Annotated in this window: 29 protein-coding genes and 1 pseudogene; 16 read left to right on the top strand and 14 right to left on the bottom strand. The window is 70.6% G+C overall.

The genetic code is table 11. The features are described from left to right. On the top strand, positions 1-429 hold a 429-nt coding region (locus FV233_RS11930), incomplete at its 5' end, for a hypothetical protein (RefSeq protein WP_348642237.1). Between the two features lie 2 nt (positions 430-431). Continuing rightward, entirely contained in the window at positions 432-995 is a 564-nt protein-coding gene (locus tag FV233_RS11925; RefSeq protein WP_246689966.1) for a PIN domain-containing protein, read from the top strand. Positions 996-1,047: 52 nt separating this feature from the next. On the opposite strand, the gene FV233_RS11920 is transcribed toward FV233_RS11925, so the two are convergent. Further along, positions 1,048-1,689 carry a TlpA disulfide reductase family protein gene (locus FV233_RS11920; RefSeq protein ID WP_147897595.1) on the bottom strand — a complete coding sequence of 214 codons (642 nt, stop codon included), beginning with the start codon at positions 1,687-1,689 and terminating at the stop codon, positions 1,048-1,050. A gap of 42 nt (positions 1,690-1,731) precedes the next feature. Here FV233_RS11920 and argH point away from each other — a divergent pair, with 42 nt between their 5' ends. Beyond that, positions 1,732-3,111, top strand: coding sequence for an argininosuccinate lyase (gene argH / locus FV233_RS11915; RefSeq protein ID WP_147857318.1), 1,380 nt, complete (start codon positions 1,732-1,734; stop codon positions 3,109-3,111). Between the two features lie 200 nt (positions 3,112-3,311). Here argH and FV233_RS11910 read toward each other — a convergent pair whose 3' ends face one another. Together FV233_RS11910 and FV233_RS30280 are read right to left on the bottom strand one after the other, a co-directional pair. Next, positions 3,312-3,566 carry a hypothetical protein gene (locus tag FV233_RS11910; protein ID WP_147897594.1) on the bottom strand — a complete coding sequence of 85 codons (255 nt, stop codon included), beginning with the start codon at positions 3,564-3,566 and terminating at the stop codon, positions 3,312-3,314. 31 nt (positions 3,567-3,597) lie between these two features. Then, entirely contained in the window at positions 3,598-4,479 is an 882-nt protein-coding gene (locus tag FV233_RS30280; protein ID WP_187278095.1) for a hypothetical protein, read from the bottom strand. A 521-nt stretch (positions 4,480-5,000) separates the two neighbouring features. On the opposite strand from FV233_RS30280, the gene FV233_RS11900 reads away from it, so the two are divergent. The 3 genes from FV233_RS11900 (at position 5,001) to FV233_RS11890 (ending at position 6,889) form a co-directional block, all read left to right on the top strand. Next, positions 5,001-5,492, top strand: a complete 492-nt coding sequence (locus tag FV233_RS11900) for an ATP-binding protein (RefSeq protein ID WP_147897593.1) — start codon at positions 5,001-5,003, stop codon at positions 5,490-5,492. Between the two features lie 202 nt (positions 5,493-5,694). Beyond that, positions 5,695-5,985, top strand: coding sequence for a hypothetical protein (locus FV233_RS11895; protein ID WP_246689965.1), 291 nt, complete (start codon positions 5,695-5,697; stop codon positions 5,983-5,985). Between the two features lie 181 nt (positions 5,986-6,166). Continuing rightward, the gene (locus tag FV233_RS11890; RefSeq protein WP_147857858.1) at positions 6,167-6,889 is read left to right on the top strand and encodes an invasion associated locus b family protein; all 723 of its coding nucleotides are present in this window, start codon (positions 6,167-6,169) and stop codon (positions 6,887-6,889) included. Positions 6,890-6,910: 21 nt separating this feature from the next. On the opposite strand, the gene FV233_RS31745 is transcribed toward FV233_RS11890, so the two are convergent. After that, the gene (locus FV233_RS31745) at positions 6,911-7,255 is read right to left on the bottom strand and encodes a hypothetical protein (protein WP_187278094.1); all 345 of its coding nucleotides are present in this window, start codon (positions 7,253-7,255) and stop codon (positions 6,911-6,913) included. Between the two features lie 530 nt (positions 7,256-7,785). After that, on the bottom strand, positions 7,786-8,463 hold the full coding sequence (locus tag FV233_RS11880; RefSeq protein WP_147856129.1) for an HAD family hydrolase: 678 nt from the start codon (positions 8,461-8,463) through the stop codon (positions 7,786-7,788). Between the two features lie 206 nt (positions 8,464-8,669). Between FV233_RS11880 and FV233_RS11875 the strand changes: the two genes are divergently transcribed. After that, a complete protein-coding gene (locus FV233_RS11875; protein WP_147856128.1) occupies positions 8,670-8,990 on the top strand; it encodes a PetM family of cytochrome b6f complex subunit 7 in 321 nt (106 codons plus the stop codon). Positions 8,991-9,047: 57 nt separating this feature from the next. Here FV233_RS11875 and FV233_RS11870 read toward each other — a convergent pair. Beyond that, a pseudogene (locus tag FV233_RS11870) lies at positions 9,048-9,494 on the bottom strand (PAS domain-containing protein); the annotation flags it as partial. A 252-nt stretch (positions 9,495-9,746) separates the two neighbouring features. On the opposite strand from FV233_RS11870, the gene msrA reads away from it, so the two are divergent. Then, a complete protein-coding gene (msrA, locus tag FV233_RS11865; RefSeq protein WP_147897590.1) occupies positions 9,747-10,403 on the top strand; it encodes a peptide-methionine (S)-S-oxide reductase MsrA in 657 nt (218 codons plus the stop codon). 4 nt (positions 10,404-10,407) lie between these two features. On the opposite strand, the gene FV233_RS30270 is transcribed toward msrA, so the two are convergent. The 4 genes from FV233_RS30270 to FV233_RS11850 all read right to left on the bottom strand — a co-directional run bounded on the left by FV233_RS30270 (position 10,408) and on the right by FV233_RS11850 (position 11,830). Further along, positions 10,408-10,575: a hypothetical protein gene (locus FV233_RS30270; protein ID WP_187277823.1), complete on the bottom strand. Its 168-nt coding sequence runs from the start codon at positions 10,573-10,575 to the stop codon at positions 10,408-10,410. Between the two features lie 35 nt (positions 10,576-10,610). Continuing rightward, positions 10,611-10,991 carry a hypothetical protein gene (locus FV233_RS11860; protein WP_147897589.1) on the bottom strand — a complete coding sequence of 127 codons (381 nt, stop codon included), beginning with the start codon at positions 10,989-10,991 and terminating at the stop codon, positions 10,611-10,613. A gap of 97 nt (positions 10,992-11,088) precedes the next feature. Next, positions 11,089-11,520, bottom strand: coding sequence for a hypothetical protein (locus tag FV233_RS11855; protein WP_147897588.1), 432 nt, complete (start codon positions 11,518-11,520; stop codon positions 11,089-11,091). Between the two features lie 7 nt (positions 11,521-11,527). Further along, positions 11,528-11,830 carry a hypothetical protein gene (locus FV233_RS11850; RefSeq protein WP_238262850.1) on the bottom strand — a complete coding sequence of 101 codons (303 nt, stop codon included), beginning with the start codon at positions 11,828-11,830 and terminating at the stop codon, positions 11,528-11,530. 357 nt (positions 11,831-12,187) lie between these two features. Here FV233_RS11850 and FV233_RS11845 point away from each other — a divergent pair, with 357 nt between their 5' ends. Continuing rightward, the gene (locus FV233_RS11845; protein ID WP_147897587.1) at positions 12,188-12,577 is read left to right on the top strand and encodes a hypothetical protein; all 390 of its coding nucleotides are present in this window, start codon (positions 12,188-12,190) and stop codon (positions 12,575-12,577) included. Positions 12,578-12,604: 27 nt separating this feature from the next. Here FV233_RS11845 and mepA read toward each other — a convergent pair whose 3' ends face one another. Continuing rightward, positions 12,605-13,546: a penicillin-insensitive murein endopeptidase gene (gene mepA / locus FV233_RS11840; RefSeq protein ID WP_147897586.1), complete on the bottom strand. Its 942-nt coding sequence runs from the start codon at positions 13,544-13,546 to the stop codon at positions 12,605-12,607. 134 nt (positions 13,547-13,680) lie between these two features. Between mepA and FV233_RS11835 the strand changes: the two genes are divergently transcribed. After that, entirely contained in the window at positions 13,681-14,085 is a 405-nt protein-coding gene (locus tag FV233_RS11835; RefSeq protein WP_147854399.1) for a PRC-barrel domain-containing protein, read from the top strand. A 93-nt stretch (positions 14,086-14,178) separates the two neighbouring features. Here FV233_RS11835 and FV233_RS11830 read toward each other — a convergent pair whose 3' ends face one another. Continuing rightward, a complete protein-coding gene (locus tag FV233_RS11830) occupies positions 14,179-15,045 on the bottom strand; it encodes an NAD(P)-dependent oxidoreductase (RefSeq protein ID WP_147854398.1) in 867 nt (288 codons plus the stop codon). Between the two features lie 284 nt (positions 15,046-15,329). Between FV233_RS11830 and FV233_RS11825 the strand changes: the two genes are divergently transcribed. The 6 genes from FV233_RS11825 to FV233_RS11800 all read left to right on the top strand — a co-directional run bounded on the left by FV233_RS11825 (position 15,330) and on the right by FV233_RS11800 (position 22,464). After that, positions 15,330-17,402 carry a carbon starvation CstA family protein gene (locus tag FV233_RS11825; RefSeq protein ID WP_147897585.1) on the top strand — a complete coding sequence of 691 codons (2,073 nt, stop codon included), beginning with the start codon at positions 15,330-15,332 and terminating at the stop codon, positions 17,400-17,402. A gap of 8 nt (positions 17,403-17,410) precedes the next feature. Beyond that, positions 17,411-17,632, top strand: coding sequence for a YbdD/YjiX family protein (locus tag FV233_RS11820; protein WP_147897584.1), 222 nt, complete (start codon positions 17,411-17,413; stop codon positions 17,630-17,632). Positions 17,633-17,725: 93 nt separating this feature from the next. Continuing rightward, the gene (locus FV233_RS11815; RefSeq protein ID WP_147897583.1) at positions 17,726-17,998 is read left to right on the top strand and encodes a BrnT family toxin; all 273 of its coding nucleotides are present in this window, start codon (positions 17,726-17,728) and stop codon (positions 17,996-17,998) included. Next, on the top strand, positions 17,991-18,305 hold the full coding sequence (locus FV233_RS11810; protein WP_147897582.1) for a BrnA antitoxin family protein: 315 nt from the start codon (positions 17,991-17,993) through the stop codon (positions 18,303-18,305). Before FV233_RS11815 ends, FV233_RS11810 begins: the two co-directional genes overlap by 8 nt. A 117-nt stretch (positions 18,306-18,422) precedes the next feature. Beyond that, positions 18,423-18,857, top strand: coding sequence for a tellurite resistance TerB family protein (locus FV233_RS11805; protein WP_147854393.1), 435 nt, complete (start codon positions 18,423-18,425; stop codon positions 18,855-18,857). Positions 18,858-19,194: 337 nt separating this feature from the next. Beyond that, complete coding sequence (locus tag FV233_RS11800) at positions 19,195-22,464, top strand: efflux RND transporter permease subunit (RefSeq protein WP_147854392.1); 3,270 nt, start codon at positions 19,195-19,197, stop codon at positions 22,462-22,464. Positions 22,465-22,546: 82 nt separating this feature from the next. Here FV233_RS11800 and FV233_RS30265 read toward each other — a convergent pair whose 3' ends face one another. Next, positions 22,547-22,693 carry a hypothetical protein gene (locus FV233_RS30265; RefSeq protein ID WP_187277684.1) on the bottom strand — a complete coding sequence of 49 codons (147 nt, stop codon included), beginning with the start codon at positions 22,691-22,693 and terminating at the stop codon, positions 22,547-22,549. A 144-nt stretch (positions 22,694-22,837) separates the two neighbouring features. Then, positions 22,838-25,375: a CheR family methyltransferase gene (locus FV233_RS11795; protein WP_147897581.1), complete on the bottom strand. Its 2,538-nt coding sequence runs from the start codon at positions 25,373-25,375 to the stop codon at positions 22,838-22,840. Between the last annotated feature and the right edge of the window lie 35 nt (positions 25,376-25,410).

Genomic DNA, 25,410 nt, shown 5'->3' with positions numbered 1-25,410 from the left:
TCCCTGCACCTCTCCCTCTCGAACGGCGGCAAGAGGCGGGAAGGCGCGTGCCGCCATCTGTCCGTGTATCGGTCCTTGCGCTATCCTGCCGCCGTTCGAGAGGGAGAGGTGCAGGGAATGGCTGTACCGAAAACCACATCCGTACAGCGGAAGCGGGCGCCGCGTTCGGCCGCCCGCATCCATGCCACCGTGCTGGAGGAAGCGCGGCAAGCCGGGCTGCTCGATGGAGAGACGTCCGAGCACGTGAGCTTCCGCGTGCCGACCGCCCTGGTGGATGCCGCCAAGCGGGAGGCCGGGATCACGTCGACAACCGAACTCGGCATGGTCGCCCTGGCGCTCCTGGCTCAATCCGATCCCGTCGCGGATTTTCTCGGCCGCACGGCGGGACGGCTCGGGGCAGACCACGATCTCGACACCGGCTCGCATTGAGCGTGGACCTGCGTGGCGCGCTTCGGCGGCGCAAGCCGGACAAGCGAAGCGTTCGCCTCGTTCCGCGTCCGCAGAGCGAACGCCCGGATTGGACGACCTTCGACGCGGCGACGCCTGTGGCCCTCGTCCTGGACACGAGCGTCTATATCCATACCGCTGCCGGCAGGCTGCCCGAGGAGCTGCACCGGCTCATCGAGCGGGCGCTGCTGTTTCACTGTGCCGTCGCCCTCGCCGAACTGTCGGTCGGGGTGGCCGCCGCCGATCCGCACGGACCGAACTGGGCGGCACTGCGCGATCACTATGCCGAACTCTTCAGTCGCATACCGGAGACGCGCCTGCTGGCGCCCGACGCACAGACCTTCGCGGATGCCGGACTTGTCGCCGGCACCCTCGCACGCCTCCAGGGCTACCAGAGGCATCAGCGCACGGCCTGCCTCGCCGATGCGGTCATCTTCCTGACCGCCGCGCGGGCTGGCCTTCCCGTTCTGACGGCCAATCGCGAGGATTTCGATCTCATCCAGCAACTGGCGCCGGAGGGGCGGTTCCTCACTTACGAGCGCACCTGAACCCTCGAGCGCATCGTTCCGAAAGCTGGCGGCCACCTTTCGGAACGATGCTTCAGGAAGTCCGCCCCAGAACCGCGCGGATCAATCCCAGCCCGTCCGGGCTCGACCAGGCGGCGGGGCCCTTCATCACCCCGATGGTGCAGCCCTGCGGGTCGATCAGCATCGTGGTCGGCAGGCCCGGGGATTGCGTGTCGCGCTGGATCGCGGGCAGCACGCGCCCGCCCGGGTCGGCGTAGATGGCGAGGGCGTGGATGCCGGCCTGCTTCAACCATTCCGGCGGCTTGTCGAGGTTGCGGGTGTCGACGTTGATCGCCACGACCGTGAAATCGGGGCCGCCGAGTTCCGCCTGGAGGCGGTCGAGCGCCGGCATCTCGGCCTTGCAGGGGGCGCACCAGGTCGCCCAGAGGTTGACCAGCAGCAGCCGGCCCTTGAGGTCGGACAGCGCGGTCTCGGCGCCGTCCGGCCCCTTGAACCGGATCTCGGGCGCGGGCCGCGCCTGCGTCACGGCCTGCATGCCGGCGACCTCGCCCTTGGCGGACGCGTCGACCCGGGCGACCGCTTGCGCCGCCCCCGCGCAGGGCTGGGGCGCCCCGGCCATGTTGCCGGGCAGGAGACCGCTCCCGTATAGGGCGGTGCCAAGGACGGCGAGCGCAGCGAGGCCCGCGCCGGCCAGGATGGATGTGCGGCCGGGCATCAGGCTCGGCCCTCGGGACGTTCAGGGCGCGGAAGGATCGACATGAGCAACCGGATGTGGGGCGGCCGCTTTGCCAGCGGCCCGGCGGAGATCATGGAGGAGATCAACGCCTCCATCGGATTCGACAAGCGCCTCGCGCCCCAGGATATCCGCGGCTCGCTGGCGCATGTGGCGATGCTCGGCGCGGCCGGCATCCTCCCGGCAGACGATGTGGCCGCGATCGAGGCCGGGCTCAAGTCCGTCCGCGACGAGATCGAGGCGGGCCGGTTCGTGTTCAAGCGCGAGCTCGAGGACATCCACATGTCGGTGGAGAGCCGGCTCACCGAGATCGTCGGCCCGGCCGCCGGGCGCCTGCACACCGCGCGCTCGCGCAACGACCAGGTCGCCACCGACATGAAGCTGTGGGTGCGCGACACCCTCGATTCCCTCGACCAGCAGGCCGCCGACCTGCAGCGCGCGCTCGCCGAGACGGCGCTGAAACATGCCGGCACGGTGATGCCGGGCTTCACCCATCTCCAGTCGGCCCAGCCGGTGACCTTCGGCCACCATTGCCTCGCCTATGTCGAGATGCTGGCCCGGGACCGCGGCCGGTTCCGCGACGCCCGCGCCCGGCTCAACGAGTGCCCGCTCGGCGCCGCGGCGCTCGCCGGCACGTCCTTCCCGATCGACCGGCACGCCACCGCGTCCGCGCTGGGATTCGACCGGCCGACCGCCAACTCCCTGGATTCGGTGGCCGACCGCGACTTCGCCCTGGAATCGCTGGCCGCCGCCTCGATCTGCGCCGTGCATCTCTCGCGCTTCGCCGAGGAGTTGGTGGTCTGGACCTCGGCGCAGTTCAACTTCGTCAAGCTGTCGGACGGCTACACCACCGGCTCGTCGATCATGCCGCAGAAGCGCAACCCCGACGCGGCCGAGCTGGTGCGGGCCAAATCCGGCCGGATCATCGGCGCGCTCACCGGCCTGCTGGTGGTGATGAAGGGGCTGCCGCTCGCCTATTCGAAGGACATGCAGGAGGACAAGGAGGGCACGTTCGACGCCCTCCAGGCGCTCTCCCTGTGCCTGGCCGCCATGACCGGCATGGTGAAGGACCTGGAGCCCAACGCCGGGGTGCTTAGCCAGGCTGCCGGCTCCGGCTACGCCACCGCCACCGACCTCGCCGACTGGCTGGTGCGCGAGCTCGGCCTGCCGTTCCGCCAGGCCCACCACGTCACCGGCCGCCTGGTCGGCGCCGCCTCGGCCAAGGGCGTCGGGCTGGAAGAGCTGTCGCTGCCCGAGATGCAGGAGGCCGAGCCGCGCATCACCGACGCGGTCTACGCCGTGCTCGGGGTCGAGAACTCGGTGGCCAGCCGTACCAGCTACGGCGGCACCGCGCCGGACAACGTCCGGACGCAGGCGCAGGGCTGGATCGAACGGCTCGGCTGACGGCGCACCCGCCGCAGCTGGGGCGGAGATCAGGGCTCCGCCGCCGAGCCGTGTCCTCGAGGCGTTCTCGATCGCGTTGCAACCGGGAATGGCTTCAAGTCCGTGATGCAACACGCTCGCTTACGCCGAACCGGTATCCACTTCGGCGGCGAGCGCTCCGGGCCGGTGTCCCGCCGGCTCGGCCGGATCCCCAGGGGGCCTCAGGACGATGAGGTCTTGAGTTCGGCCGCGCTCCGGTCCGCATGCAGCGAGGCCTGAAATTTCAGGTGCGCCTGCGACGGCCGGCTGTCGATCGCCGTCCTGGCCTGCTCGTCGCGCTCCAGCTTGGCATCCCGGACCTTGTTCTCGGCCGCCTGCTTGTCGATCCTGTCGGTCGCGCTGGCTTGCTCCGCGCGGTGCGCCTGGGCGGTGTGCTGCTCGGCGGGCCGGGCTGTCGTCGCGCTGATCGTGTCCATGGCGAGAGATCCTGCGGTTTCGGTGAGTGCGTCAGAAGACGCGAGGCCAGATGCCGCTCGGGCGGGCGCCCGGGGCGGCGCTATCGGTCTGGGTCACGGGATCGATCCGCGCCGGCTCGGCCGATGTGCGGGCCATGACCCGCCGCATCGCCCGCTTCAGCGCCAGGGCCTCGTCCAGCATCGCGTGCGCGTCGGCCTGGACGGTGCCGTCATCGATCCGATCGTCCGCCTCGTGCCGGAGCAGCGCACCGGGATAAGGCGCGTCCTCCGGCAGGGATCGGGGCGGATCGGACGCGTCGGCGGCGGCCGGATGCGGGGATGCCGCGCCCGGGTCGTCCGCCGCCGCGGCGTTCCGATCCATCGCGGTGTTCAACGCGTCCGCGAACCCGCTCGCCGGGACCGGCGGCCTATCGGAGCCTCCGGCGCCCCGCTCGGGCGCCGCGCCGACATCGATCGCCGCCGCAGCCTCGGCGAGCGTCGCCTGGGTGAGGGCCGTGTCCCCGCCGGCGGCGGCGTAGTCCCGGGCGGCATCGGCGATCTCCCGGGCTACCTTGGTCAACGCTTCGGCGATGCGGGCCGCCGCCTTCGTGTCCCCGGAGGCCGCGGCCGCCAGGGCTTCCGCCTTGAGCCGCCGGAGCTTCTGGCCGGCCGCCTGAAGCGCGGAGGCGGCGAGGTCCCGTCCGCTGGTCCGGGCCGACGCCAAGGACAGCAGGACGCCGCTGATCTGGGACAGCTTGGCGTAGCCCAGCCGCTCCGCTGCGGCCAGCGGCGACCCCGCCTCCGGCTCCGGCCCGGGACCGGTCGCCGGCGTTGCCTCACCGGGATTCCCGACGAGGCCCGGATTCTCCGGCCTGTGCGTCCCCGGCCGCTGTGCCCCTTCGGGCGCCGCCACCCTGTTCACAGATCCAACCATGGCCATCCTGCCGTGCGGAACTGTCGTGCGCCGACCGACTCACGTCATGCCGGCCCCTATTAGTTGCGCATCGGTTGGGATTTTTGCAAACGCAGCGCTGGGTTTTTCAGATTAAATTCAGATCGGTTTTTGCAAGACAATGTATTTTGGTCTTTATGGGTATCATAAAATACAGAGGGAGGGCTTATTGTCCGTCATCGTGGCATAATGGCAAAACCGAAACGCTTGGGCTCAAGATACGGGAAGCTGACGCAGTCTCCGGCTGGTCACAATCGCCGGCGTCAACCCGCAGCTGCCGCCGAAACCGGCTCTGCGATCGTCTTCAAATCCCGATGGACATTCCCGGCACCCCCTGGTCTCGCCCGCCGGGACCTGTCAGACGCCACCCATGACCTTGTCGACTAACCACGTGGCCGCTGCGATCCGCAGCCGAATTAACGGCCCGGCCTGATCCGTCAGGCCGGGTCTGCCCGCCCGTGAACACTCTGGCGCCTGCTGCGCCGTGCCCAAGGTCGACCGTGATGCCTGCCCAACAAACGACGCTGCATCTCGTCTGCGGCAAGATCGCCGCCGGGAAATCGACGCTCACCGCCGGCCTCGGCGCGGCGCCCGGCACCATCGTGGTGGCCGAGGATCGCTGGCTCGCCCGGCTGTATCCCGATGAGCAGACCACCCCGGCCGACTATGTCCGCCATTCGACCCGCCTGCGCAGCGTGATGGGCCCGCATGTGGTGGACCTGCTCCGGGCCGGGCTCTCGGTGGTGCTGGATTTCCCCGCCAACACCCGCGCCAGCCGGGACTGGATGCGCACCCTGTTCGAGGAAGCCGGGGTCGCCCACCGGCTCCACTATCTCGATGTGGCCGATGACGTGTGCAGGGCGCGCCTGCGCGCGCGGAATGCGGCCGGCACGCACGACTTCACGGTGACGGACGCGCAGTTCGCGCTGTTCACGCGGTACTTCGTGGCGCCGACCCCGGACGAGGGCTTCGACCTGATCGTCCATCGAGCATAGGGGCCAGCTTCGGCTTCTGCCCATACGGTGCGCCGTCGGCGGCTTCGGGACTTGCGTCCGTGGACTCCATCGGGCTCGGCTACGCACACCAACCCACAGGCCCGGCGGAAATTTGTGCATCGCAACCTTCCCCCGGCCCGCGCGTTCACCGTCTGGCTAAGTCTGGTCCGTTAGAAGCTCGGCCGTGTGGATCGGAGATCGCATGATGCCTGTCGAGAGTTGGCTGAAGCCGGACGAGGTGCCAGACCTCGCGGCACGGGCCACCGCCATGATCGATGCCGCCCTGACGGGTTCGGGCCTGACCCGGGAGACCTACTGGTCGGCCGTCCGCAAGGGCTACAACACCCCCTACAACGATCCGCCCCGCAAGCGCCCGGCGCCGGCTCAGCCGAACGCCGTGACGCCCGCCGCCGCACAGGCGGAGCCGGCCGACACCGTGTCGGTGCCCGCGGCGGTGATCGCGACGCTGGCCGCCGAGGTGCGGGCGGTCTGAGCCGGTCCGCCACGCGCGCCGGTCCGCCATCGCTTCGGGCGGCCGCGAATCGCGGTGCCCGGAGATCCCGGCCGCGATGAAGACCTTGGCCGCCATCTTGCCGACTTCTTACGCGAGCTTCACTATTCCCGATCCCCGGTCCGGCCCCGCGCATGGGGCCGCCCGTCGTCAGGAAGTGAAGATGGTCCGCGTCCCCCGCCTGCTCCCGGTCGGAGCCCTCGCCCTGCTCGCCTCCGGTCTCGTCACCGGCCTCGCCGGCGCCGTCGTCGGGAGTGTCGGCCTGTTGTCCGCGACGGTCGCCCAGGCCCAGGAGGCGCAGCCGGACGGCTTCACGGATGCCGCCCCCGCCAAGCGCGGGCGTCGCTCGCGCCGGGAGCGGACCCCGCGGGCCGAGAAGAAGGCCGCGACCCCGCCCGGGATGCAGCAGGCCACCCCGGTGGCGATCTTCGGCGACTGGAACGTGTTCGTGAACGGCGATGGCCGCGCCAAGCTCTGCTACGCCATCGCGCAGCCGCAGACCCGCTCGCCCAAGACCCTGAAGCGCGACACCGCCTACCTGTTCGTGAGCGTGCGCAAGGGTGAGAACGTCCAGAACGAGGTCGCGGTGATGCTGGGCTTCCCGTCGAAGCCCGCGGCCTCCCAGGTCAAGCCGGGCTCCGCCGCGGCGCCGACGGACCCGAGCCTCAACCTCGGCGCCGGCCGCTACGGCCTCGTCGTGAAGGACGGGAACGCCTGGCTGCAGAACCCCGCCGAAGAGGCCCGGGTGGTCTCCGAGATGAGCGCGCGCAACCCGAAGCTGGTGATCAAGACCACGTCGCTGCGCGGCAACCCGACGAGCGACGAATACGCGCTCGCCGGGTTCGCGGAAGCGATGAAGCGCACCCGGGACGAGTGCGCGCGGTAAGGGCCCGGTCGGCGCGCGCCGTCACGCCCGGCGGCGCCGGATCTCCGCAGCCGTCTGACCGCCGCGGGCGGCCGAGCGGGTGCGGGCCGCGACCCGCTCGCGGGCGGCACGGGCCGCCTGCTCCGCGTTGCGGAACACCGCGCCGTCGAGCCCGTCGAAATCCCGCGCCGACGAGAAGAACCGCACGCCGCGCCCCTCGGGCACGGCGATGCCGGCGGTGATCTCGCCGATCTCGATCACCCGCGGCGGCTCGGCCCGCTCCGCGCGGGCGACGTCTTCGGGCGCAAAGGTGCTTTCGGGTTCAAGCGTGCTGGGGATGGGGTCGGGACGGTCTGTCGGCGTGAACGCGACGTCGAGGCTGGGCATGGGACGGAATCCTGCGATGGCCGGCGCCAGGGCCGTGCCGGAATGCGGGTGATGGTACGGATCGTCGAAGGCGCGCGGGACTCGCCGATCGACGCGATCGGGCGGGTCTCTACGCCCCGGATGTGACGGATGCGCTGCCGCGGGGCGGGCGCTCGGCCGGCTCAGGCTCGCGGGCGCATCCCGGGTTTCGCCGTGAGACCCACTCGGCATCGACAGCGCCAGCGATGGGCCGGGGCGCCGGATACGGAACGGAGCGGGCGTCGAAGGGAGACGGTTCGGATCGACATCGACTGTCCTCCAGACTGAAGGACCGCGCGGCGCGGGCGCCGTCGCAGTGCTTTAGCGTTTGATGACGCGGCGCAAGCTACGCTTCTCAAATCACCGCGGCCGCCGGAGGTCGCGAAACGTCCGGGTCGGCGCCGATCAAGATGGGCGCGGGCCGCCGGCCCGTCAACGGAATGGGGTTCCGATTTTCGGGGCCGGCCTGGCAGGAAGCCGGTCCGGTTCGGGCCTCCGGGAGACGCGATCGTTCAGGCGGCGGCGATCACCGCGGCGAGGTCGGAGAAATCCGAGAAGACCCGGCCGGCGCCGGCCGTCATCAGGTCGGCCCCCGCGGGGTCGTGGCCCCAATGGCCGCCGCCGGTGAAGCCGGCGACCCGCATCCCGGCGCTCCGGGCCGCCGTGACCCCGGGCACGCTGTCCTCGATCACCAGGCAGGATTCCGGCGCCGCCCCCATGCGCGCGGCGGCGAACAGGAACAGGTCCGGGAAGGGCTTGCCCCGGGCGACCTGCGCCGAGGAGAAGACGCGCTCGCCGAACAGCGGCAGGAGCCCGGTCAGGCTCAGGGAATGGCGCAGCCGCACCGGATCGCTGCTCGACGCGACGCAGGTCGGCAGGCCCAGGGCCGCGACCGCCTCGGCGACGCCCCGCATCGCCCGCAGCTCGGCATCGAACAGCACCAGCGTCTCGGCCTTGACCGCCTCCACGAAGCCCGGAGGGGCGGTGACGCCGTAATCGCGCGCGACGTGGTCCATGATCGACACCATGGAGGTGCCGGTGAAGCGCGCCCGCACCGTCTCGAAGGTGATCGCGACCCCGATCCGGTTCAGGCCGGCGGTGAGGCAGGCGAGGCTCAGGGGCTCGCTGTCCACGAGGACGCCGTCGCAATCGAAGATCACCAGGCCGAGTGTGTTCACGCGCGCTTCCAAGCTCGACCGGTCCTCCGGCGGCACATCCTCACGGCAAGCCCCCGCCGGGCGACCCTGTGGCATGGACCCTGTGGCATGGCCCCCTCAGGCCGGCAACCGCCCGCAGGCCGCGCTCTGCATGCCGCCGCTTGCACCCGGCGGCCCGGCCCCATACTCCCGGGGCGGGCGCCTCTCCCGGCGCCAGGCATGGCTCAGAAGACCCCGCGATGTTCCGCTTCCTGGCCCGCGTCCTGGGCTTCCTGCTGATGGCCGGCGGCTTCGTCGCGCTGGTCTATGACGGCGCCCGCTCGATCGCCAACAACGGCCTGCGGGTCACGCCGCTCTCGGACGTGATCGGGACCCTGTTCAAGGACAAGGCCGGCACCCTGCAGGGCAGCATCGAGGGGGCGGCGCCCTGGCTCTGGCACCTTCTGGGCCTGCCGCTCACCCTGGCCCCGGCCTCGCTGATCGGGCTGGGGCTCGGTGCGGTGCTGCTCTGGCTCGGCCAGCCGGGCCGGGAGCCGATCGGGTTCCTGACGAAGCCCTGATCGGCGGTCCTACCGCCCCGCGAGCCGGGCCCGCGCCGCGGCGAGCTCCTCCGTCAGCCGCGCGATCTCGGCGGTGAGCGCGTAGTGCTCGCTCACGTCGACCTGGGACGCGAAATAGTAGACGACCGTCCCGGCCGCATCCCGCACCGGCCCGACATACAGCGCGTTCTGGAAGACCGAGCCGTCCTTGCGGTAGTTCAGGAGGTCGATCTTGATGTCGTCCTCCTGCCGGATCGCGGCACGCAGGCGCTCGATCGCGGCCGGGTCGGTCTCCGGCCCCTGCAGGAAGCGGCAGTTGCGCCCGGTCACCTCCAGCCGCGAATAGCCGGTGAGCGTCAGGAAGGCGTCGTTCGCGAACACGATCGGGTTGTCGTGTTGCCGCGGATCGGTGACGATCATCGGCATCCGGGTCGCCCGCACGGCCGCGGCGAACGGGTCGCCCCGGTTCGATTCCGTCCTGAGATTGTCCAGCACGTGGCTCGTGGCGGTCCAGCCCGTCTCCATCCGGCTTCAGCCCCTCACGCCGCGACCTGTGGGGGCGGCTCCCTCGCGCCTACAAGCCGGAAATCGCAGGCCCGGTCCAGTCCTCCAGTCGGGATTAGCCACGGACGCACGGGTTTCCAGCGCGCTGTACGGCTCTTGCAGACGGCCAAACCTGTCATGCCCAGCTTCTTGGCCGCTTTCCCGGCCGCTTCTTTGGAGCCCGGGTCGACCCCATATTCGGATCACACCCTGAGACCCGGAAGGCGAGAGACGATGTTCCTGTTCCGCAAGCGCCCCGAGATGCCGAGCCCCGCCGAGGCCCTGCCGGGCCGCCCGAATCCCGTCCCGACCACCGAGACCCATTTCGTCAACGGCAACCCGCTCAAGGGCCCCTATCCCCCGGGGATCGAGACGATCGTGCTCGGGCTCGGCTGCTTCTGGGGGGCCGAGCGCCGGTTCTGGCAGCTGCCGAAGGGCGTGTTCGTCACGGCGGTCGGCTATGCCGGGGGTTACACCCCGAACCCGACCTACGAGGAGGTCTGCACCGGCCAGACCGGCCACAACGAGGTCGTGCTGGTGGCCTTCGATCCCGCTATCCTGCCCCTCGACGCCCTGTTGCGGACCTTCTTCGAGAGCCACAACCCGACCCAGGGCATGCGCCAGGGGAACGATGCCGGCACGCAGTACCGCTCGGGCATCTACACCGTCGGCCCCGAGCAGGAGGCGACCGCCAAGGCCGTGCGGGCGACCTACGCCGAGGCCCTGCAGGCGCGCGACTTCCCCGACATCACCACCGAGATCGTGCCGCTGCAGCACTTCTACTTCGCCGAAGGCTACCACCAGCAATACCTCGCCAAGAACCCGGCGGGCTATTGCGGGCTCGGCGGCACCGGCGTGAGCTGCCCGGTGGGGACCGGGATCGCCGCCTGAGCCGTTACGGGCTGCCGCCCGGCCGCGCAGCCGGTGCCGGCACCGCCGGCGCGGTGACGGCGCCCGCTTCGGGCTGGGGGGTGCTCCGCGGGCTGCGCAGCACGATGAGCACACCGCCCACGACCGAGAGGGCGAGGGCGGTGACGAGGATGAGGAAAAGCCAGCGGGGCATCCGGTGGCCCTAGCACGTCGCGCCGGGTTGGGCGATCAGCGCGGGACGAACACCCCCGGGACGACCTTGCCGGTGCGCCCGAACATCTCGTCCGCGCGGGCACAGCTGGCCGGCACGTCCTTCTCGTAGACGGCCAGGTAGGCGCGGGCCTGCAGCAGCAGGGTGTCGCGCTCGAGGTCCGCCGGATCGACGCCCATGGCCTGGACCACGCTCTTGAAGCGGTCGCCGTCGGTCCGCAGCGCCGGGCAATGGACGTTCACGAACCCGGCCAGCCCGGCCAGCTTGGCGGCCTTCAGGGCGTTGGCCGGCGGCTCCGCCGGCGCCTGGGCCGGCGGCTCCGCCGGCGCTTGGCCGAGGGCCGGCGCCGCGAGGACGGCCAACACGAGCGTCGTCGGCAACAGGCTGCGGATTCGCATGCGGGAACACTCCATCAGGGACGCCGGTGCCGTGTGGCGATCCCGACAGCCGATCCGGCGGGCGCGTCCGGCTCGGATCGGGGATCGGGCCTGGATATCACCGGTCGATACAGTTCTCCACGAACATCGCCCGCGCGCGCTCCAGCCTCGTGAAGTCGGCCGCGCTCCCGGGATTGCGCAGTTCCGCGCCCTCCGGCAGCCGCCCGGCGAACCCGGCACCGAGATCGGCCACGAAGGGGCGCGGGCCCGTGTAGGTCCCCATCCGGTTCCTGACCTCGACCGTACCGCAGATCCCCCCGGCGCGGCCCAGCCGGAGGCCGGCCAGCCGCGCGTCGGCGCTGCGCAGGTCGCGGCCCAGGTCCCGTTCGATCAGGGCGCGCACGGCCTGCGCGTCGTCCGGGCCGATCGCCGCGCCGGGGCGGTCGGGCAGGCCCTGGGCCCGGCCGCCGGTCGCCGCGGCCGCGAGCAGGGTGAGGCCGAGCGCCGCGCCGGCGGTCCGCCTGCCGCCCCGGCGGATCACGCCCGGCACCGGGCGCTCACTCCGGATCCTTCGCGTCCCGGGCGTGCAGCGACAGGCAGGTGCGCACCATGTCGTTCAGCGTCAGGTCCTTGGTGTCGCCGATATTCGCCGTCTCCTCCAGGCAGTGCATGAAGTAGCGGCTGTCGAGATCGGGCGAGAGCGTGCGCATCGCCTTGCCCATCCGGTCGGTGAAATCGACCTTGTCGGCCATGGAGGCGCGCGGCCAGAGCGACGCCTTGTCGTCCACCCCGAGGCGCGCCCACGCCGGCGCGCTCATCAGCGTGGTGGAGATCATCACGGCCGTCAGCCATCGGGTCACGCTGCGATCTCCTCGTCCGCGCCCGCACAGGCACGCCGCCCGTTCCATACGGGTTCGTGCCGGGAAACAAGTGTGCCGTGAGCCGACAGGAAAAAATAAGAATCCGACTTCATAGGAGCCGCATATTATTATTGACCGGCGCCGTTATAGCCTTCCGAAACATCCTGTCCGGCTCTGTCGGCGGGCGATGACGTCATGGATAGTGCTGCAATCGGTCCGGAGTGGCTTCGAAATCCGGATCGCGCGCTTTCCCGCCGGCGTTGCACCCCGTAGCGTGGCGCGTCTGGAGCCTCGTCCCGAATGCGGGCCGCCGGCGTTCGGAAAGAGACGACGCGCGAGGAGCGCAGGCAGCACCGCATGATCCGACCCGTATCCGCTCTGCTCTGCCTGGCGATGGCCGCCGTCGCGTCGGGAGCCCGCGCCCAGACGGTGGACGACGGCTCCGGCGCCGCCCTGGGGCCGGCGGACACCCGCGCGGTCCTCGACCTGATCGGGCGGCACCTGAACAGCCCGGACGCGAAGGTCACCGTGCTGCGCCGCAGCGGCGAGTCGATCGTCTGCGGCTCGGTCAACGTGAAGAACCGGGACGGGCTGTACACGGGCGAGCGCGGCTTCGTGGCCGATCTCCCCCGGTCGTTCTTCGGCCGCGTCCCCGACGGGCCGGAGCTCATGACCTTCAGGCCGGGGGAGGCGTATCAGGCCATGGAGCGGATCCGGCAGCTCTACTTCGCCCAGTGCCTGGACTGAGCCGCCGCAATCCCGGTCCCGGCGAGGCTACGGCGCCTTCAGCACCGCCCGGCAGGCGGACGGCAGGGCCGCCATGGTCATGGCGGGCTTGGCCTTCGGCGGCACCTTGGGCGGCTTGGGATGCAGCACCGCGTCCGAGAACCAGTAGCTCAGGTCGTCGCAGCCATCCCCGGCCGGGGGCGCCCCCTGGGGCTGGCAATCGTCCTGGCCGGCCGGGCAGGAAAGCCGGATATGGTAGTGGTAGTTGTGCCCGTACATCGGGCGCACCTTGGACATCCACCGGCTGCCCGCGGCGTCCCGGCACAGGGCCTTCTTGATCGCCGCGTTGACGAAGATGCGCTCCACCTCCGGCTGCTCGGCGGTGAGCTTGATCAGCTGCAGGTGCGTCGGGGTCCAGACCTCCGGGTCGATGTCGAGGCGGTCCCGGCGGACCATGTCGGTGGCCGAGGTCTCCTCGCGCTCCGCCCGGCTCATGCGGTGGTCGGGCATCGGGGTCAGCCAGATGTCGGCGTCGATGCCGATCTGGTGCGAGGCGTGGCCGGTGATCATCGGGCCGCCGCGGGGCTGGGCCATGTCGCCGACGAGCAGCCCCGGCCAGCCGACCCGGGCGGCCTTCTGCGACAGGCGCTCGACGAAATCGATCAGGACCGGCGTGCCCCACATCCGGTTGCGGGACGGGCGCATCACCTGCCAGTTCGGCCCGTCCATCGCCAGCGCCTCGCCGCCGGCGAAGCAGCCCTTGGCGTAGAACCCGTAGATGTGGGCCGGCCCGCCGGAGGCCCGGGTGACGCGGCCGAACAGGGCCTTGGCCGGGGTCGTGGGCGCGTCCGGATGCTCGAGCGGCGGCAGCGGCCTCGGGTTGACGCTGCCGCGGTCCTGGGCGTGCCCGGCCGCGACGGACAGGGCCAGGGCGGCGAGCGCGAGGCCGGGCTTCAGGCCGAAACCTGGGGCGGTGAACGGGTTCTGCATGCGGGAGCTGTTCGTCCGTCGGAGGGGGCGGGCGCAGGCCCGGACCGGAACGTCGCGCACGGGCCGGGCGTTTTTCAGGCAACGCGTTCTTCCAGGCAACGACCGAAACGCGCAGCGCGATCCCGGAGGCGACCATGGCGGACCATTCCCACCTCGCGGAGCGGCAGCCCCACCCCGCGCCGCGGCATCCCCGCAGCCTGATCGCCAGCGATCGGGTCATCGGCACCGACGTGCGCCGGCCGGACGGCAGCAAGGTCGGCCGGATCGAGCGGCTGATGCTCGACAAGGTCTCCGGCCGGGTCGCCTACGCGGTGATGAGCTTCGGCGGCTTCCTGGGCCTCGGCGAGGATTTCTACACGCTGCCCTGGACGGTGCTGCGCTTCGCGCCCGAGCAGGACGCCTACGTGCTCGACCTCACCGAGGAGCAGCTGCGCGCCGCCCCCGCCCGCACCCCGGAGGGCACCGACCCGGCCGAGGACGGCGCCTGGGAGGAGCAGATCCACCGGTATTACGACGCCGCACCGTATTGGGGGATCTGACGCGCGCCGACCCCGAGCCCCGCCCAGGCCGGGGATCCGCGACACGATCCTGCGCCGTGCGGGGCCGCCGGATCGTGTCGCGGTGGGCGAGCCTCAGCGCTCCAGGCGCGCCACCAGGCTCGACGTGTCCCAGCGGTTGCCGCCCATGGACTGCACCTCGGCGTAGAACTGGTCGACGAGCGCCGAGACCGGGAGCCTGGCGCCGTTGCGGCGGGCCTCGTCCAGCAGGATGCCGAGATCCTTGCGCATCCAGTCGACCGCGAAGCCGAACTCGAACTGGCCCTGGTTCATGGTCTTGCCGCGGTTCTCCATCTGCCAGGAGCCGGCGGCGCCCTTGGAGATCACGTCGAGCACCGCCTCCACGTCGAGGCCGGCGCGCTTGGCGAAGTGGACGCCCTCGGACAGGCCCTGGACCAGGCCGGCGATGCAGATCTGGTTGACCATCTTGGTGAGCTGGCCGGAGCCCACCGGGCCCATCAGCCGGCAGGCGCGGGCGAAGGACCCGATCGCCGCCTCGACCTTGGCATAGGTCGCCGGCTCGCCGCCGCACATCACGGTGAGCACGCCGTTCTCGGCGCCGGCCTGGCCGCCGGAGACCGGCGCGTCGATGAAGCCGAGCCCCTTGGCCTGGGCGACCTCGGCGAGTTCCCGGGCGACCTCGGCCGACGCGGTGGTGTGATCGACGAACACCGCACCGGACGCCATGCCGGCGAGCGCGCCGTCGTCGCCCAGCACGACGCTGCGCAGGTCGTCGTCGTTGCCCACGCAGGCGAACACGATCTCGGCGCCCGCGACGGCCTCCCGGGGCGTCGCCGCGGAGGCGCCGCCATGGGCCTTCACCCAGGCCTCGGCCTTGGGGGTGGTCCGGTTGTAGACGGTGACGTCGTGGCCCTTCTTGGCGAGGTGTCCGGCCATCGGGCCGCCCATCACGCCGAGACCCAGGAATGCGACCTTCGCCATTGTTGTCCGCTCCTCGCGGGGCCGGATCGCGCCGGCGCCCTTCCTTCGCTCGCGGCAGGCGGGGACGGGATTCGGCCGCCGGCCCGTGAAGGCGCTGGCCGTGCCGAAGTCCCGATGTGACAGATTGGGCGTCGTGCCGCCGCCAAAGCTGCATCACAGCTCGGATCGCTTGCGTCAACGGCGGACGAATAGGATAAACCGCCCCTGTAGCCCGGGACCCGCGAGTCCCAGCCGGCGGCCCCCGCGGCCCCGAGCGCGAGGCGGTCGGTCAGGGAGCGGGACGGATGGGTACGGCGATCGGCAGGCAGGTTCGCGACCACGGGCCCTGGGCCCTCGTGGGAGCGCTCGGCGCCGCGGCGCTGGCAATCGTGGCCACCCAGCGCAGCGAGACGATCAACGCCCTCTGGATCGTGGTCGCGGCGGTCTGCGTCTACCTGATCGCCTACCGCTACTACTCGAAATTCATCTCCGAGAAGGTGATGCGCCTCGATCCGAAGCGCCTCACGCCCGCGGTCCGGCACAATGACGGGCTCGACTACGTCCCCACCAACCGCAGCGTCCTGTTCGGCCACCATTTCGCGGCGATCGCGGGCGCGGGCCCACTGGTCGGCCCGGTGCTCGCCGCCCAGATGGGCTACCTGCCCGGCATGCTGTGGATCCTGGCCGGCGTGGTGCTGGCGGGGGCGGTGCAGGACTTCATGGTCCTGTTCGTGTCGATGCGCCGGGACGGCCGGTCGCTCGGCGAGCTGATCCGGGCCGAGCTCGGCACCGTGCCGGGCATCATCGCGCTGTTCGGCACCTTCCTGATCATGGTCATCCTGCTGGCCGTGCTGGCGCTGATCGTGGTCAAGGCGCTCGCCGAGAGCCCGTGGGGCACCTTCACGGTGATGTCGACGATCCCGATCGCCATGCTGATGGGCGTCTACGCGCGCTACATCCGCCCGGGCCGGATCGGCGAGGTCTCAATCCTCGGCTTCGTCCTGCTGATGCTGGCGATCCTGGGTGGCGGCTCGGTGGCGGCCAGCCCGGTCTGGGCCCCGGCCTTCACCTTCACGGGCCCGCAGCTGTGCTGGATGCTGATCGGCTACGGCTTCGTGGCTTCGATCCTGCCGGTCTGGCTGCTGCTGGCGCCGCGGGACTACCTCTCGACCTTCCTCAAGATCGGCACGATCGTCGGGCTGGCGCTCGGCATCGCGGTCGTCGCGCCGCACGTGCAGATGCCGGCGGTGACGAAGTTCGTGGACGGGACCGGCCCGGTCTGGGCGGGCAGCCTGTTCCCGTTCCTGTTCATCACCATCGCGTGCGGCGCGGTCTCCGGCTTCCACGCCCTGATCTCGTCGGGCACCACGCCCAAGCTCATCGCCAGCGAGGCGGATGCCCGCTTCATCGGCTACGGCGGCATGCTGATGGAATCGTTCGTGGCGATCATGGCGCTGGTCTCCGCCTGCGTGATCGACCCGGGCGTCTACTTCACCATGAACTCGCCCGCGGCGCTCGTCGGCACCACGCCCGAGACAGCCGCCGCGGCCGTGACCAAGCTCGGCTTCGCGACCACCCCCGAGGTGATCACCCAGACCGCCGCGGATGTCGGCGAGCACACGATCATCTCGCGCGCCGGCGGCGCCCCGACGCTCGCGGTCGGCATGGCCCACATCATCTCCTCGGCCATCGGCGGCAAGGCGATGATGGCGTTCTGGTACCATTTCGCGATCCTGTTCGAGGCCCTGTTCATCCTCACGGCCGTGGATGCGGGCACCCGCGCCTGCCGGTTCATGGTGCAGGATCTCGTCGGGCTGGCGGTGCCGTCGTTCCGGAACACCACGTCCTGGGGGCCGAGCATCGCGGCCACCGCCATCGCGGTCGGCGCCTGGGGCTACTTCCTGTACCAGGGCGTGACCGACCCGCTCGGCGGCATCAACACCCTGTGGCCGCTGTTCGGCATCTCCAACCAGATGCTGGCCGCGGTGGCGCTGACGCTCTGCACGGTGGTGATCTTCAAGATGAAGCGCGAGCGCTACGCGTTCGTGACCATCATCCCGACCGCGTGGCTGTGCCTGTGCACCCTCACGGCCGGCTGGCAGAAGCTGTTCTCCGCCGACCCGAAGATCGGGTTCCTGGCCCATGCCGAGCGCTACGCGACGGCCGCCGCCGAGGGCAAGCTCCTGGCGCCGGCCAAGAACGCCGACCAGATGGCGCAGATCATCCTCAACGACCGGATCGACGCCGTGCTGGCGGCCTTGTTCATCGGCCTCGTGGTCGCCATCGCGGGCTTCGGCATCGCCGCCTGCCTGAAGGCCTGGCGGGCCGACCGCTGGACCGCCCTCGAGACCGAGCCGCACCTCGCACCGGCCGAGTAGGGACCGCCATGGAACCACAGCAGAGCCTGCGCCGCCGTCTCCAGGAGCTGTCCAAATGCGTCTGCGACGGCGCCCGGCTGATGGTCGGGCAGGGGGATTACGCGGCCTACGCCGCGCATATCCGCCGCACCCATCCCGACCAGGCGCCGATGACCGAGCTGGAGTTCTTCCGCAACCGGGAGAATGCCCGCTTCGGCGTGGGCAACACCTCCGGGTTCCGCTGCTGCTGACGGGGGCGGTCCTCCCGTCGATGCTGGGCGGCTCTGAGTAAATCGTATCTACGATCTGATTGACCGACATCGGTTCAGGTCGTAGATACGCACATGCGCGTGGTCTGGGACGAGCCGAAGCGGGCGAGCAACCTCGCCAAGCACGGGCTGGACTTTGCGGACGCTCGCGATCGGCTCCGGTTCGAGGATTCCGTGGTCGTGCCCTCGCATCCGGCATCTGATGGCCGCCCGCGCTTCGTGGCGATCGGCCTTCTGGACGACCGCCTCGTGGCAGCCGTGATCGCGCCACTCGGCTCCGAGGCGCTGTCCCTCATCAGCCTGCGCCCGGCGAGCCGTAGGGAACGGAGGATCTACGAGGATGCCTAAGCTCGATCTCCCGCCGATCACGGATGCCGAGGAGGCACGCATCCAGGCCGGGATCGCGGCCGACGCGGACAATCCCGAGGTCACCGATGCCCAGGCACGCCAGGCGCGTCCCTTCGCCGAAGCGTTCCCCGAGTTGGCGGCGACGCTGCGCCGGTCCCGCGGCCCCCAGAAGGCGCCGACCAAGCAACTCGTGAGCCTGCGCTTGGATTCGGCGATCGTCGAGGCGTTCAAGGCGACCGGGCCCGGCTGGCAGACCCGGATGAACGACGCGCTGCGGGTGGCGGCCCGCGATCTCGGGACCGCGTAAGGACCCGCCCGCGAAACCATAATGCGCGCGCGCGAGGTCAGTCCCCGGTGCAAGCGCGGCCGGATCTTGACTCGGCCGCCACAATATCCGCCATCTCCGACCGCACGGGAGGTCGGCATGAGCATTTTCCAGGACGCCATCCTTCGGTTCGGCCGCACGATCATGTCGTATGCGGGCGATGCCGTCTTCCTCCAGGCCGCGGTCTCGGCCGCGGCCAACGTCATCGTGGCCGACGGCGACGTCGCCGAGGAGGAGATCGAGTCGGCGATCGCCGGCATCCGCGCCAACCCGATCCTCGAGAAGTCCTACGACACGCTGCGGGTCGAGCAGGAGCTCTACGAGGCCATCGCCCGGGCCAAGACCCGGGCCGGCCGCCTGGAGAACCTGCGCCTGGTGGGCGCCATCGCGGAACGGCCGATCGACCAGCGCCAGGACGTCTTCCTGATCGGCGCCGACGTGGCCGATTTCGGCGGCATCAGCGAAGTCGAGCACAAGGCGCTCGACGAGATCGGCGCCGCGCTCCACGTGGACAAGACGGCGCTGCTGCGCTGAGGGGGGCGATCCGAGCAGGCGTGCGGACGAGAATCCCTCGCCCCGCTTGCCTAGCGGATTCACACATCGGGGCCCACAGGATACGCTGGAAACACCGCGGCGCTCCCTCCCCCCGCAGAGGGGGGAGGGAGCGCGTACCTGCCCTTCCGGACCAGAATCTGCCGGGACCGGCACGGTACCAAAGTGAGAGGTGTGACCGTCGTAGCCGATAGGCCCGCCCTGCGGCGTCGCGGCCCGTCCTTTGCCTGCCCGGACATGGTAGCGAAACCAATCGGGTATTTGGTACGCCAACAGGCGACGCGAAGGGGTCGGCCCTGCGCCGGCCGGCGGAGACCGCATGGGACTCGTCCTCTACGCGCTCAAGTTCCGGATCACGACCTACGTGCTCGCCGTGCTGATGATGCTCGGCGGCGTCGGCGCGCTGATCGTCACGCCCAAGGACGTGCTGCCGGTCGTCGACATCCCGGTCGTCGTCGTGGTCTGGACCTACACCGGCCTGTCCACGCCGGAGATGGAACAGCGCATCACGACCTACGCCGAGTACGGCATCTCCAACAACGTCAACAACATCCGCCGGATGGAGTCGACCACGCTTCAGGGCACGGCGGTGCAGCGGATCTACTTCGATCCCGCGGTCAGCATCGACCTGGCCATCGCCCAGGTGGTGTCCTCCACCAACTCGATCCGGGCCGCGATGCCGGCCGGCACCCAGCCGCCGATCATCGTGCGCTACTCGGCCTCCTCGGTGCCGGTGATCCAGCTGGCCCTGACCTCGGCCAAGGACAGCCTCAACCAGGTCTACGACTACGCCCAGTACCGGATCCGGCAGACCCTGGCGCAGGTGCCGGGCTCGACCCTCCCGGCGCCGTTCGGCGGGGCGCCCCGGCAGATCATGGTCGATCTCGACCTCAACGCCCTCCAGGCGCTCGGCCTGACGCCGCTCGACGTCACCAACGCCATGACGGCCCAGAACCTGACGGTGCCGTCCGGCCTCGCCAAGATCGGCGAGCAGCAATACCCGATCCAGCTCAACGCCACGCCGCCCTCGATCGAGACCCTCAACCTCGCGCCGATCAAGGTGGTGGCCGGCCAGCCGGTGCTGATGCGCGACGTCGCCTATGTCCGCGACGGCGGGCCGCCGCAGATCAACGTGGTCCGGGCCGATGGCGGCCAGGCCGTGCTGATGCAGGTGATCAAGAACGGCACCGCCTCGACGCTGAACGTCGTCAACAACGTCAAGGCGGCGATGCCGACGATCCGGGCCGCCGCCCCCGAGGGGCTGACGATCAAGCCGCTGTTCGACCAGTCGGTGTTCGTCTCGAACGCCATCGAGGGCGTGCTGCACGAGGCCGCCATCGCGGCGGCGCTCACGGGGCTGGCGATCCTGCTGTTCCTCGGCTCGTGGCGCTCGACCCTGATCGTGCTGATCTCGATCCCGCTCTGCGTGATGACCTCGCTCGCCGTGCTGGCGGCTCTGGGCGAGACCATCAACGTGATGACGCTGGGCGGCCTCGCGCTCGCGGTCGGCATCCTGGTGGACGACGCCACGGTGGCGATCGAGAACACCTACCGGCTGTTCGAGGAGGGCGAGGAGTTCCGCGAGAGCGTGGTCCACGGCGCCGCCGGCATCGCCAAGCCGGCGCTGATCTCGACCCTGTCGATCTGCGCGGCCTTCACGGCGGTGTTCGCGCTCGCCGACACGCCGAAATACCTTTTCACCCCGCAGGCGCTCGCGGTCGTGTTCGCGATGCTGACCTCCTACCTGCTGTCGCGCACCCTGGTGCCGCTGCTGATCGACGTGATCGTGGCACCGGAATACGCGCAGAAGCACGCCAAGGACCGGGACGGGCGGGACCCGCCCCGCCGGGGCCGGATCGCCCGGGCGTTCGGCCTCGTCTCGGGACCCGTGTTCCGCCTCGCCGGGCGGGCCCACGGGGCGTTCGAGCGCGGCTTCAGCCGGTTCCACCGGGGCTATATCGGGCTGCTGCACGCGGTGCTCGGCCGCCGGCTCGCTACCTTAAGCGTCGTGGGCCTGATCCTGGGCACGACCGGCGTGCTGTTCGTCTTCGTCGGGCAGGATTACTTCCCGCAGATCGAGGCGAGCCAGATGACCCTGCACCTGCGCACCCGCACGGGCATGCGCATCGAGACCACCCAGCAGGTCTTCGCCGAGGTCGAGGACACGGTCCGGGAGGTGATCCCGCCGGGCGAGATCGAGCAGATCCTCGACAACATCGGCCTGCCCTCGACCAACTACAACTTCGCGTTCTCGGACGGCTCGTTCGTCTCCTACAACGACGGCCAGATGCTGATCAGCCTCAAGGAGGGCCACGGCTCGGTCGCCGGCTACATGAAGCGCCTGCGCGCGGTGCTGATGCAGCGCTTCCCCGACCTGATCGCCTATTTCCAGCCCGCCGACATGATCACCCAGATCCTGAATTTCGGCGTCATCACGCCGATCGACGTGCAGGTCTCCGGCCGGAACAAGGAGAAGGACCTGGAGGTCGCCCAGCGCATCGTCCAGCGGCTCAAGCACACCAAGGGCCTGGTCGACGTCCACCTGCAGCAGATCGTCAACGAGCCGCAATTCTACGTGGACGTCGACCGGCGCCTGGCCTCCGAACTCGGGCTCACCGAGCAGCAGGTGGCGCAGAACATGAACATCTCGCTGTCGGGCAGCTACCAGGTGACGCCGAACTTCTGGCCCGACCCCAAGACCGGGATCCCCTACCAGCTCTGGGTGCAGACGCCGGAATACCGCAACGCCTCGCTGGCCGACCTGCGCAACACGCCGATGTTCGTGCGCGCCGCCGCGACTGCGGGCACCGGCCCCGGCGTGCTGACCCTGCTGTCGAGCCTCGCCGAGCTGCGCCGGGTGCCGACCCAGACGGTGATCAACCACGTCAACATCCAGCCGACCTTCGACGTCTTCGCCTCGGTCCAGGACCGCGACCTCGGCTCGGTCGCCCGCGACATCGACGCGATCGTCCAAGAGGAGCAGAAGACCCTTCAGGCGCCCGACAAGATCACGGTGCGCGGCCAGATCGAGAACATGCGCAGCGCGTTCTTGCGCCTGGAGATCGGGCTCGGGATCGCGCTGATCGCCGTCTACCTGCTGATGGCGGTGAACTACCAGAGCTGGGGCGACCCGTTCGTGGTGATCGCGGCCCTGCCGATGGCGTTCTGCGGCATCACCTTCGCGCTGTTCATCACCGGCACGACCTTCTCGATCCCGTCGATCTTCGGGGCGATCATGTCGGTGGGCATCGCCTCGGCGAACTCGATCCTGCTCGTGACCTTCGCCAAGGAGCACCGGGAGGCCACCGGGTGCAGCGCCCTGGAGGCGGCGATCACGGCCGGCGAGACCCGGCTGCGGCCGGTGCTGATGACCGCCTCGGCGATGTTCTTCGGCCTGATCCCGATGGCGCTCGGCACCGGCGAGGGCGGCGAGCAGAACGCCGCGCTCGCCCGCGCCGTGATGGGCGGCATCGCCTTCGCGACCCCGGCGACCCTGCTGCTGGTGCCGTTCCTCTACGTGCTGCTGCGCAGCGGCCCCGCGCAGCCGGTGCAGGATTATCTGGGGGCGGAGGGCGCGCAGGCGGCCTGAGGGGCTTCTCCATCCGCCGCCTCGGTCGCGTTTCGGGCCTGCGATCCCGGTCCTGCGATCCCGAGCCTCGCCGCATCGTCCCTCACCCGCGCCGGTCGGGAAACTCCTTGGCGAGCCTGCGCATCAGCTGCTCCATGAGGGCGCGCAGCTGCGGCGAACCGGTCTTCGCGATGAGGGCGTTCAGCGCGGCGATCGTCTCGTCGAGCTTCTTGAGGTCTTCGTCGGCCATGTCCGGGCTCGGAAGGAATCGCACCGGAAGACCTACGTAAGAGCGGCCCGTTCCGTTTCCCCTATCGGGGGACGGGCGCATGCGACTTTCGTCCTGGTTAACCCGGCCCGGTCCGGCGCGCGACGGATCCTGCCGCCGCCCCTCTCACCCGGCCGCCGGGACCGCCACGAAGGTGACCACCACGCCCTCGATCTCGCCTGTCTGGACCCGGTAGGGCACGATCCGCACGAGGTGGTGCTGGCTCGGCGCCTCGCCGAAGGGCTCGATCCGGCGCTCGATGTCCTGCCCGACGGCCAGCACGCTCCGCAGGTCCTCGGCGAGGTCCGGATAGGCCGGTCGCAGGGCGAAGTCGGTGAGCGGCCGGCCGCGGTCGCCCTCCTGGATCGGGACGAACCGCGCCACCGCCGGCGTGAACGTCCGGATCACGAGGTTGCGGTCGAGGAACACGGTCGCCAGGCCGCTGGCGTTGAACAGGTTGCGCAGGTCGCCGTTCGCCCGGTCGAGGTCGTCGATCTTGCCGCTCAGCTCGCTGTTGACCGTCTGCAGCTCCTCGTTGAGCGACTGCAGCTCCTCCTTGGACGCTTCCAGCTCCTCGTTGGTCGATTGCAGCTCCTCGTTGACCGAGATCAGCTCCTCGTTGGACGATTTCAGCTCCTCCAGCGCGGTCTCGTATTCCTCGATCATGGTCTGCAGCCGCTCGCGGGTGTCGCGCAGCTCCCGCTCCAGTTGCAGCGCATCCGTGTCCGGGTGCAGCTTCGCGTCACGCACCGCGATCGCCGCCCGGCTGAGCGACGGGCCCTGGTCGTGGAACAGCACGAGGAGCAGCGGCTCGGCGCCGTCGCCCTGCATCAGCGGCTCGACCGTGATGGAGGCCAGCTGGACGCGCCCCTCCTCGCCCTCGATCGCGAGGTTCTCGCGCCGGGCCGGCCGGCGCGTCTCGATCGCCTCGCGCAGGGCCGAGCGCAGGTCCAGGCGCAGGCCCCGCCGCGCCAGCGTCAGCAACTGACGGCTCGGCAGGCCGACCGGCGCCTCCAGGTACTTGCCGGTGCGCGACGAGTAGTGGACGATGTCGCCGTCCCGATCGACCACCACGTGCGGCGCCGCGAAGCGCTCGATGACGTGGCTCTCCACCAGCTGGCGCAGGGGCGGCCCGGCGTCGTGTATCGGCGAGGCCGACCGGAGGCCGCGACTGAACGCGGCGGAGCGGCCGAACGGGGCCGGCTGCGTGCCGGTGACGGTCAGCGGCAGTCGCACGGCGTACCCGTCGATCTCCCGCGCCTGGAAGATGCGGTGTTTCCGCTCGACCGTCGCGAACAGGTCGGTGAACTGGCTGATGTTCTCCGCCGTGCCCAGGAACAGGTAGCCGCGCGGGCGCAGGGCGTAGTGGAAGATCGGGATGACCTGCGCCTGCACGGCCTGGCCGAAATAGATCAGCAGGTTGCGGCACGAGACCAGGTCGATCCGGGAGAACGGCGGGTCGCGGATCACGCTGTGGGGCGAGAACACGCACAGCTCGCGCACCTCCTTGGTGACCACGTAGGAGCCGCCGTCGGCCGTGAAGAAGCGCTTGCGCCGCTCGGGCGAGACGGTGTCGAGCAGCGCCTCCGGGTAGCGGCCGGACCGGGCTACGCCCAGGGCCAGGTCGTCGATGTCGGTGGCGAAGATCTGCACCCGGGGCACGGAGCGCAGGCCGTCCATGAACTCGCGCATCAGCATGGCGAGGGAATAGACCTCCTCGCCGGTGGCGCAGCCGGGCACCCAGGCCCGGATGGTGTCGCCGGCCCCGCGGCCCTCGAACAGGCGCGGCAGCACCTGCTCCTTGAGCGCATCGAACGCGCCGGCATCGCGGAAGAAGTTGGTGACGTTGATCAGCAGGTCGCGGAACAGGGCCGTGACCTCGCCGCCGTCCTGGCGCAGGCGCGCGACGTAATCCTCGACTCGCGTCAGCCGGGCGATCTGCATGCGCCGCTGCACCCGCCGGATGAAGGTCCTGGGCTTGTAGCCGGAGAAATCGTGGCCGATCTGGTCGCGCAGCAGCCCGTAGATCTCGGCGGTCGCCGCCTTGGCGGCGGCCCCCTGCAGATCCTCGATCGCCCCGAAGCTGCGCGCGTACTCGGTGAGCTTGGCCGCGATCTCGTCGGGCGGGAGCGCGAAGTCGATCAGGCCGGTGGCGATGGCGCTGGCCGGCATGTCGGGGTGGCGCGGGGCGGTGCCGTCGGCGACCTGGGCGAAGGTCAGGCCGCCGTGCTCCTTGATCGCCTTGATGCCGAGCGTGCCGTCGGTGCCCCCGCCCGACAGGACGATGCCGATCGCGTACTCGCCGCACGCCTTGGCGAGGTCGCTGAAGAACAGGTCGATCGGGTTGCGCTCGCGTCGGGCCGGATCCTGGTCGCGGATCGTCAGGCACCCGTCCTGGAGCCCCAGGATGGCGCGGGCGGGCAGCACGTAGATATGCCCGGGCTCGACCTGCATCCCATGCGCCGCCACCATCACCGGCATCGGCGTCAGGCGGCCCAGCACCTCGTGCAGCAGGCTCTCGCGGTCCGCGCTGACATGGGTGACGACGACGTAGGCGAGGCCGCCGTCGAGGCCGAGGCCGGCGAACAGGGTATCGAGGGCCTCGATGCCCCCCGCGGAGGCGCCGATGCCGACGATGGGGAAGGGCGCGGGGTCGTCAGCCATCGGCAGGATCCACGGGGCCGGTGAGTGGAGCCCGT

Source organism: Methylobacterium sp. WL7 (assembly GCF_008040085.1).
Taxonomy (GTDB): Bacteria; Pseudomonadota; Alphaproteobacteria; order Rhizobiales; family Beijerinckiaceae; genus Methylobacterium; species Methylobacterium mesophilicum.
Note: the sequence above shows the minus strand (reverse complement) of the source record. Positions and strands in the feature narration are given on the sequence as shown.

Coding starts and splice junctions, on each gene's coding strand:
- FV233_RS30270 (WP_187277823.1), bottom strand. CDS start 10,575: ATGCCCCGCTGGCTTTTCCTCATCCTCGTCACCGCCCTCGCCCTCTCG.
- FV233_RS11875 (WP_147856128.1), top strand. CDS start 8,670: ATGTTCCGCTTCCTGGCCCGCGTCCTGGGCTTCCTGCTGATGGCCGGC.
- FV233_RS11825 (WP_147897585.1), top strand. CDS start 15,330: ATGGGTACGGCGATCGGCAGGCAGGTTCGCGACCACGGGCCCTGGGCC.
- FV233_RS11860 (WP_147897589.1), bottom strand. CDS start 10,991: ATGCGAATCCGCAGCCTGTTGCCGACGACGCTCGTGTTGGCCGTCCTC.
- FV233_RS11920 (WP_147897595.1), bottom strand. CDS start 1,689: ATGCCCGGCCGCACATCCATCCTGGCCGGCGCGGGCCTCGCTGCGCTC.
- FV233_RS11900 (WP_147897593.1), top strand. CDS start 5,001: ATGCCTGCCCAACAAACGACGCTGCATCTCGTCTGCGGCAAGATCGCC.
- FV233_RS11810 (WP_147897582.1), top strand. CDS start 17,991: ATGCCTAAGCTCGATCTCCCGCCGATCACGGATGCCGAGGAGGCACGC.
- FV233_RS11815 (WP_147897583.1), top strand. CDS start 17,726: ATGCGCGTGGTCTGGGACGAGCCGAAGCGGGCGAGCAACCTCGCCAAG.
- argH (WP_147857318.1), top strand. CDS start 1,732: ATGAGCAACCGGATGTGGGGCGGCCGCTTTGCCAGCGGCCCGGCGGAG.
- FV233_RS11890 (WP_147857858.1), top strand. CDS start 6,167: ATGGTCCGCGTCCCCCGCCTGCTCCCGGTCGGAGCCCTCGCCCTGCTC.
- FV233_RS31745 (WP_187278094.1), bottom strand. CDS start 7,255: ATGCCCAGCCTCGACGTCGCGTTCACGCCGACAGACCGTCCCGACCCC.
- FV233_RS11910 (WP_147897594.1), bottom strand. CDS start 3,566: ATGGACACGATCAGCGCGACGACAGCCCGGCCCGCCGAGCAGCACACC.
- FV233_RS11820 (WP_147897584.1), top strand. CDS start 17,411: ATGGAACCACAGCAGAGCCTGCGCCGCCGTCTCCAGGAGCTGTCCAAA.
- msrA (WP_147897590.1), top strand. CDS start 9,747: ATGTTCCTGTTCCGCAAGCGCCCCGAGATGCCGAGCCCCGCCGAGGCC.
- FV233_RS11800 (WP_147854392.1), top strand. CDS start 19,195: ATGGGACTCGTCCTCTACGCGCTCAAGTTCCGGATCACGACCTACGTG.
- FV233_RS30280 (WP_187278095.1), bottom strand. CDS start 4,479: ATGGTTGGATCTGTGAACAGGGTGGCGGCGCCCGAAGGGGCACAGCGG.
- FV233_RS30265 (WP_187277684.1), bottom strand. CDS start 22,693: ATGGCCGACGAAGACCTCAAGAAGCTCGACGAGACGATCGCCGCGCTG.
- FV233_RS11895 (WP_246689965.1), top strand. CDS start 5,695: ATGATGCCTGTCGAGAGTTGGCTGAAGCCGGACGAGGTGCCAGACCTC.
- FV233_RS11805 (WP_147854393.1), top strand. CDS start 18,423: ATGAGCATTTTCCAGGACGCCATCCTTCGGTTCGGCCGCACGATCATG.
- FV233_RS11845 (WP_147897587.1), top strand. CDS start 12,188: ATGATCCGACCCGTATCCGCTCTGCTCTGCCTGGCGATGGCCGCCGTC.
- FV233_RS11835 (WP_147854399.1), top strand. CDS start 13,681: ATGGCGGACCATTCCCACCTCGCGGAGCGGCAGCCCCACCCCGCGCCG.
- FV233_RS11830 (WP_147854398.1), bottom strand. CDS start 15,045: ATGGCGAAGGTCGCATTCCTGGGTCTCGGCGTGATGGGCGGCCCGATG.
- FV233_RS11795 (WP_147897581.1), bottom strand. CDS start 25,375: ATGGCTGACGACCCCGCGCCCTTCCCCATCGTCGGCATCGGCGCCTCC.
- mepA (WP_147897586.1), bottom strand. CDS start 13,546: ATGCAGAACCCGTTCACCGCCCCAGGTTTCGGCCTGAAGCCCGGCCTC.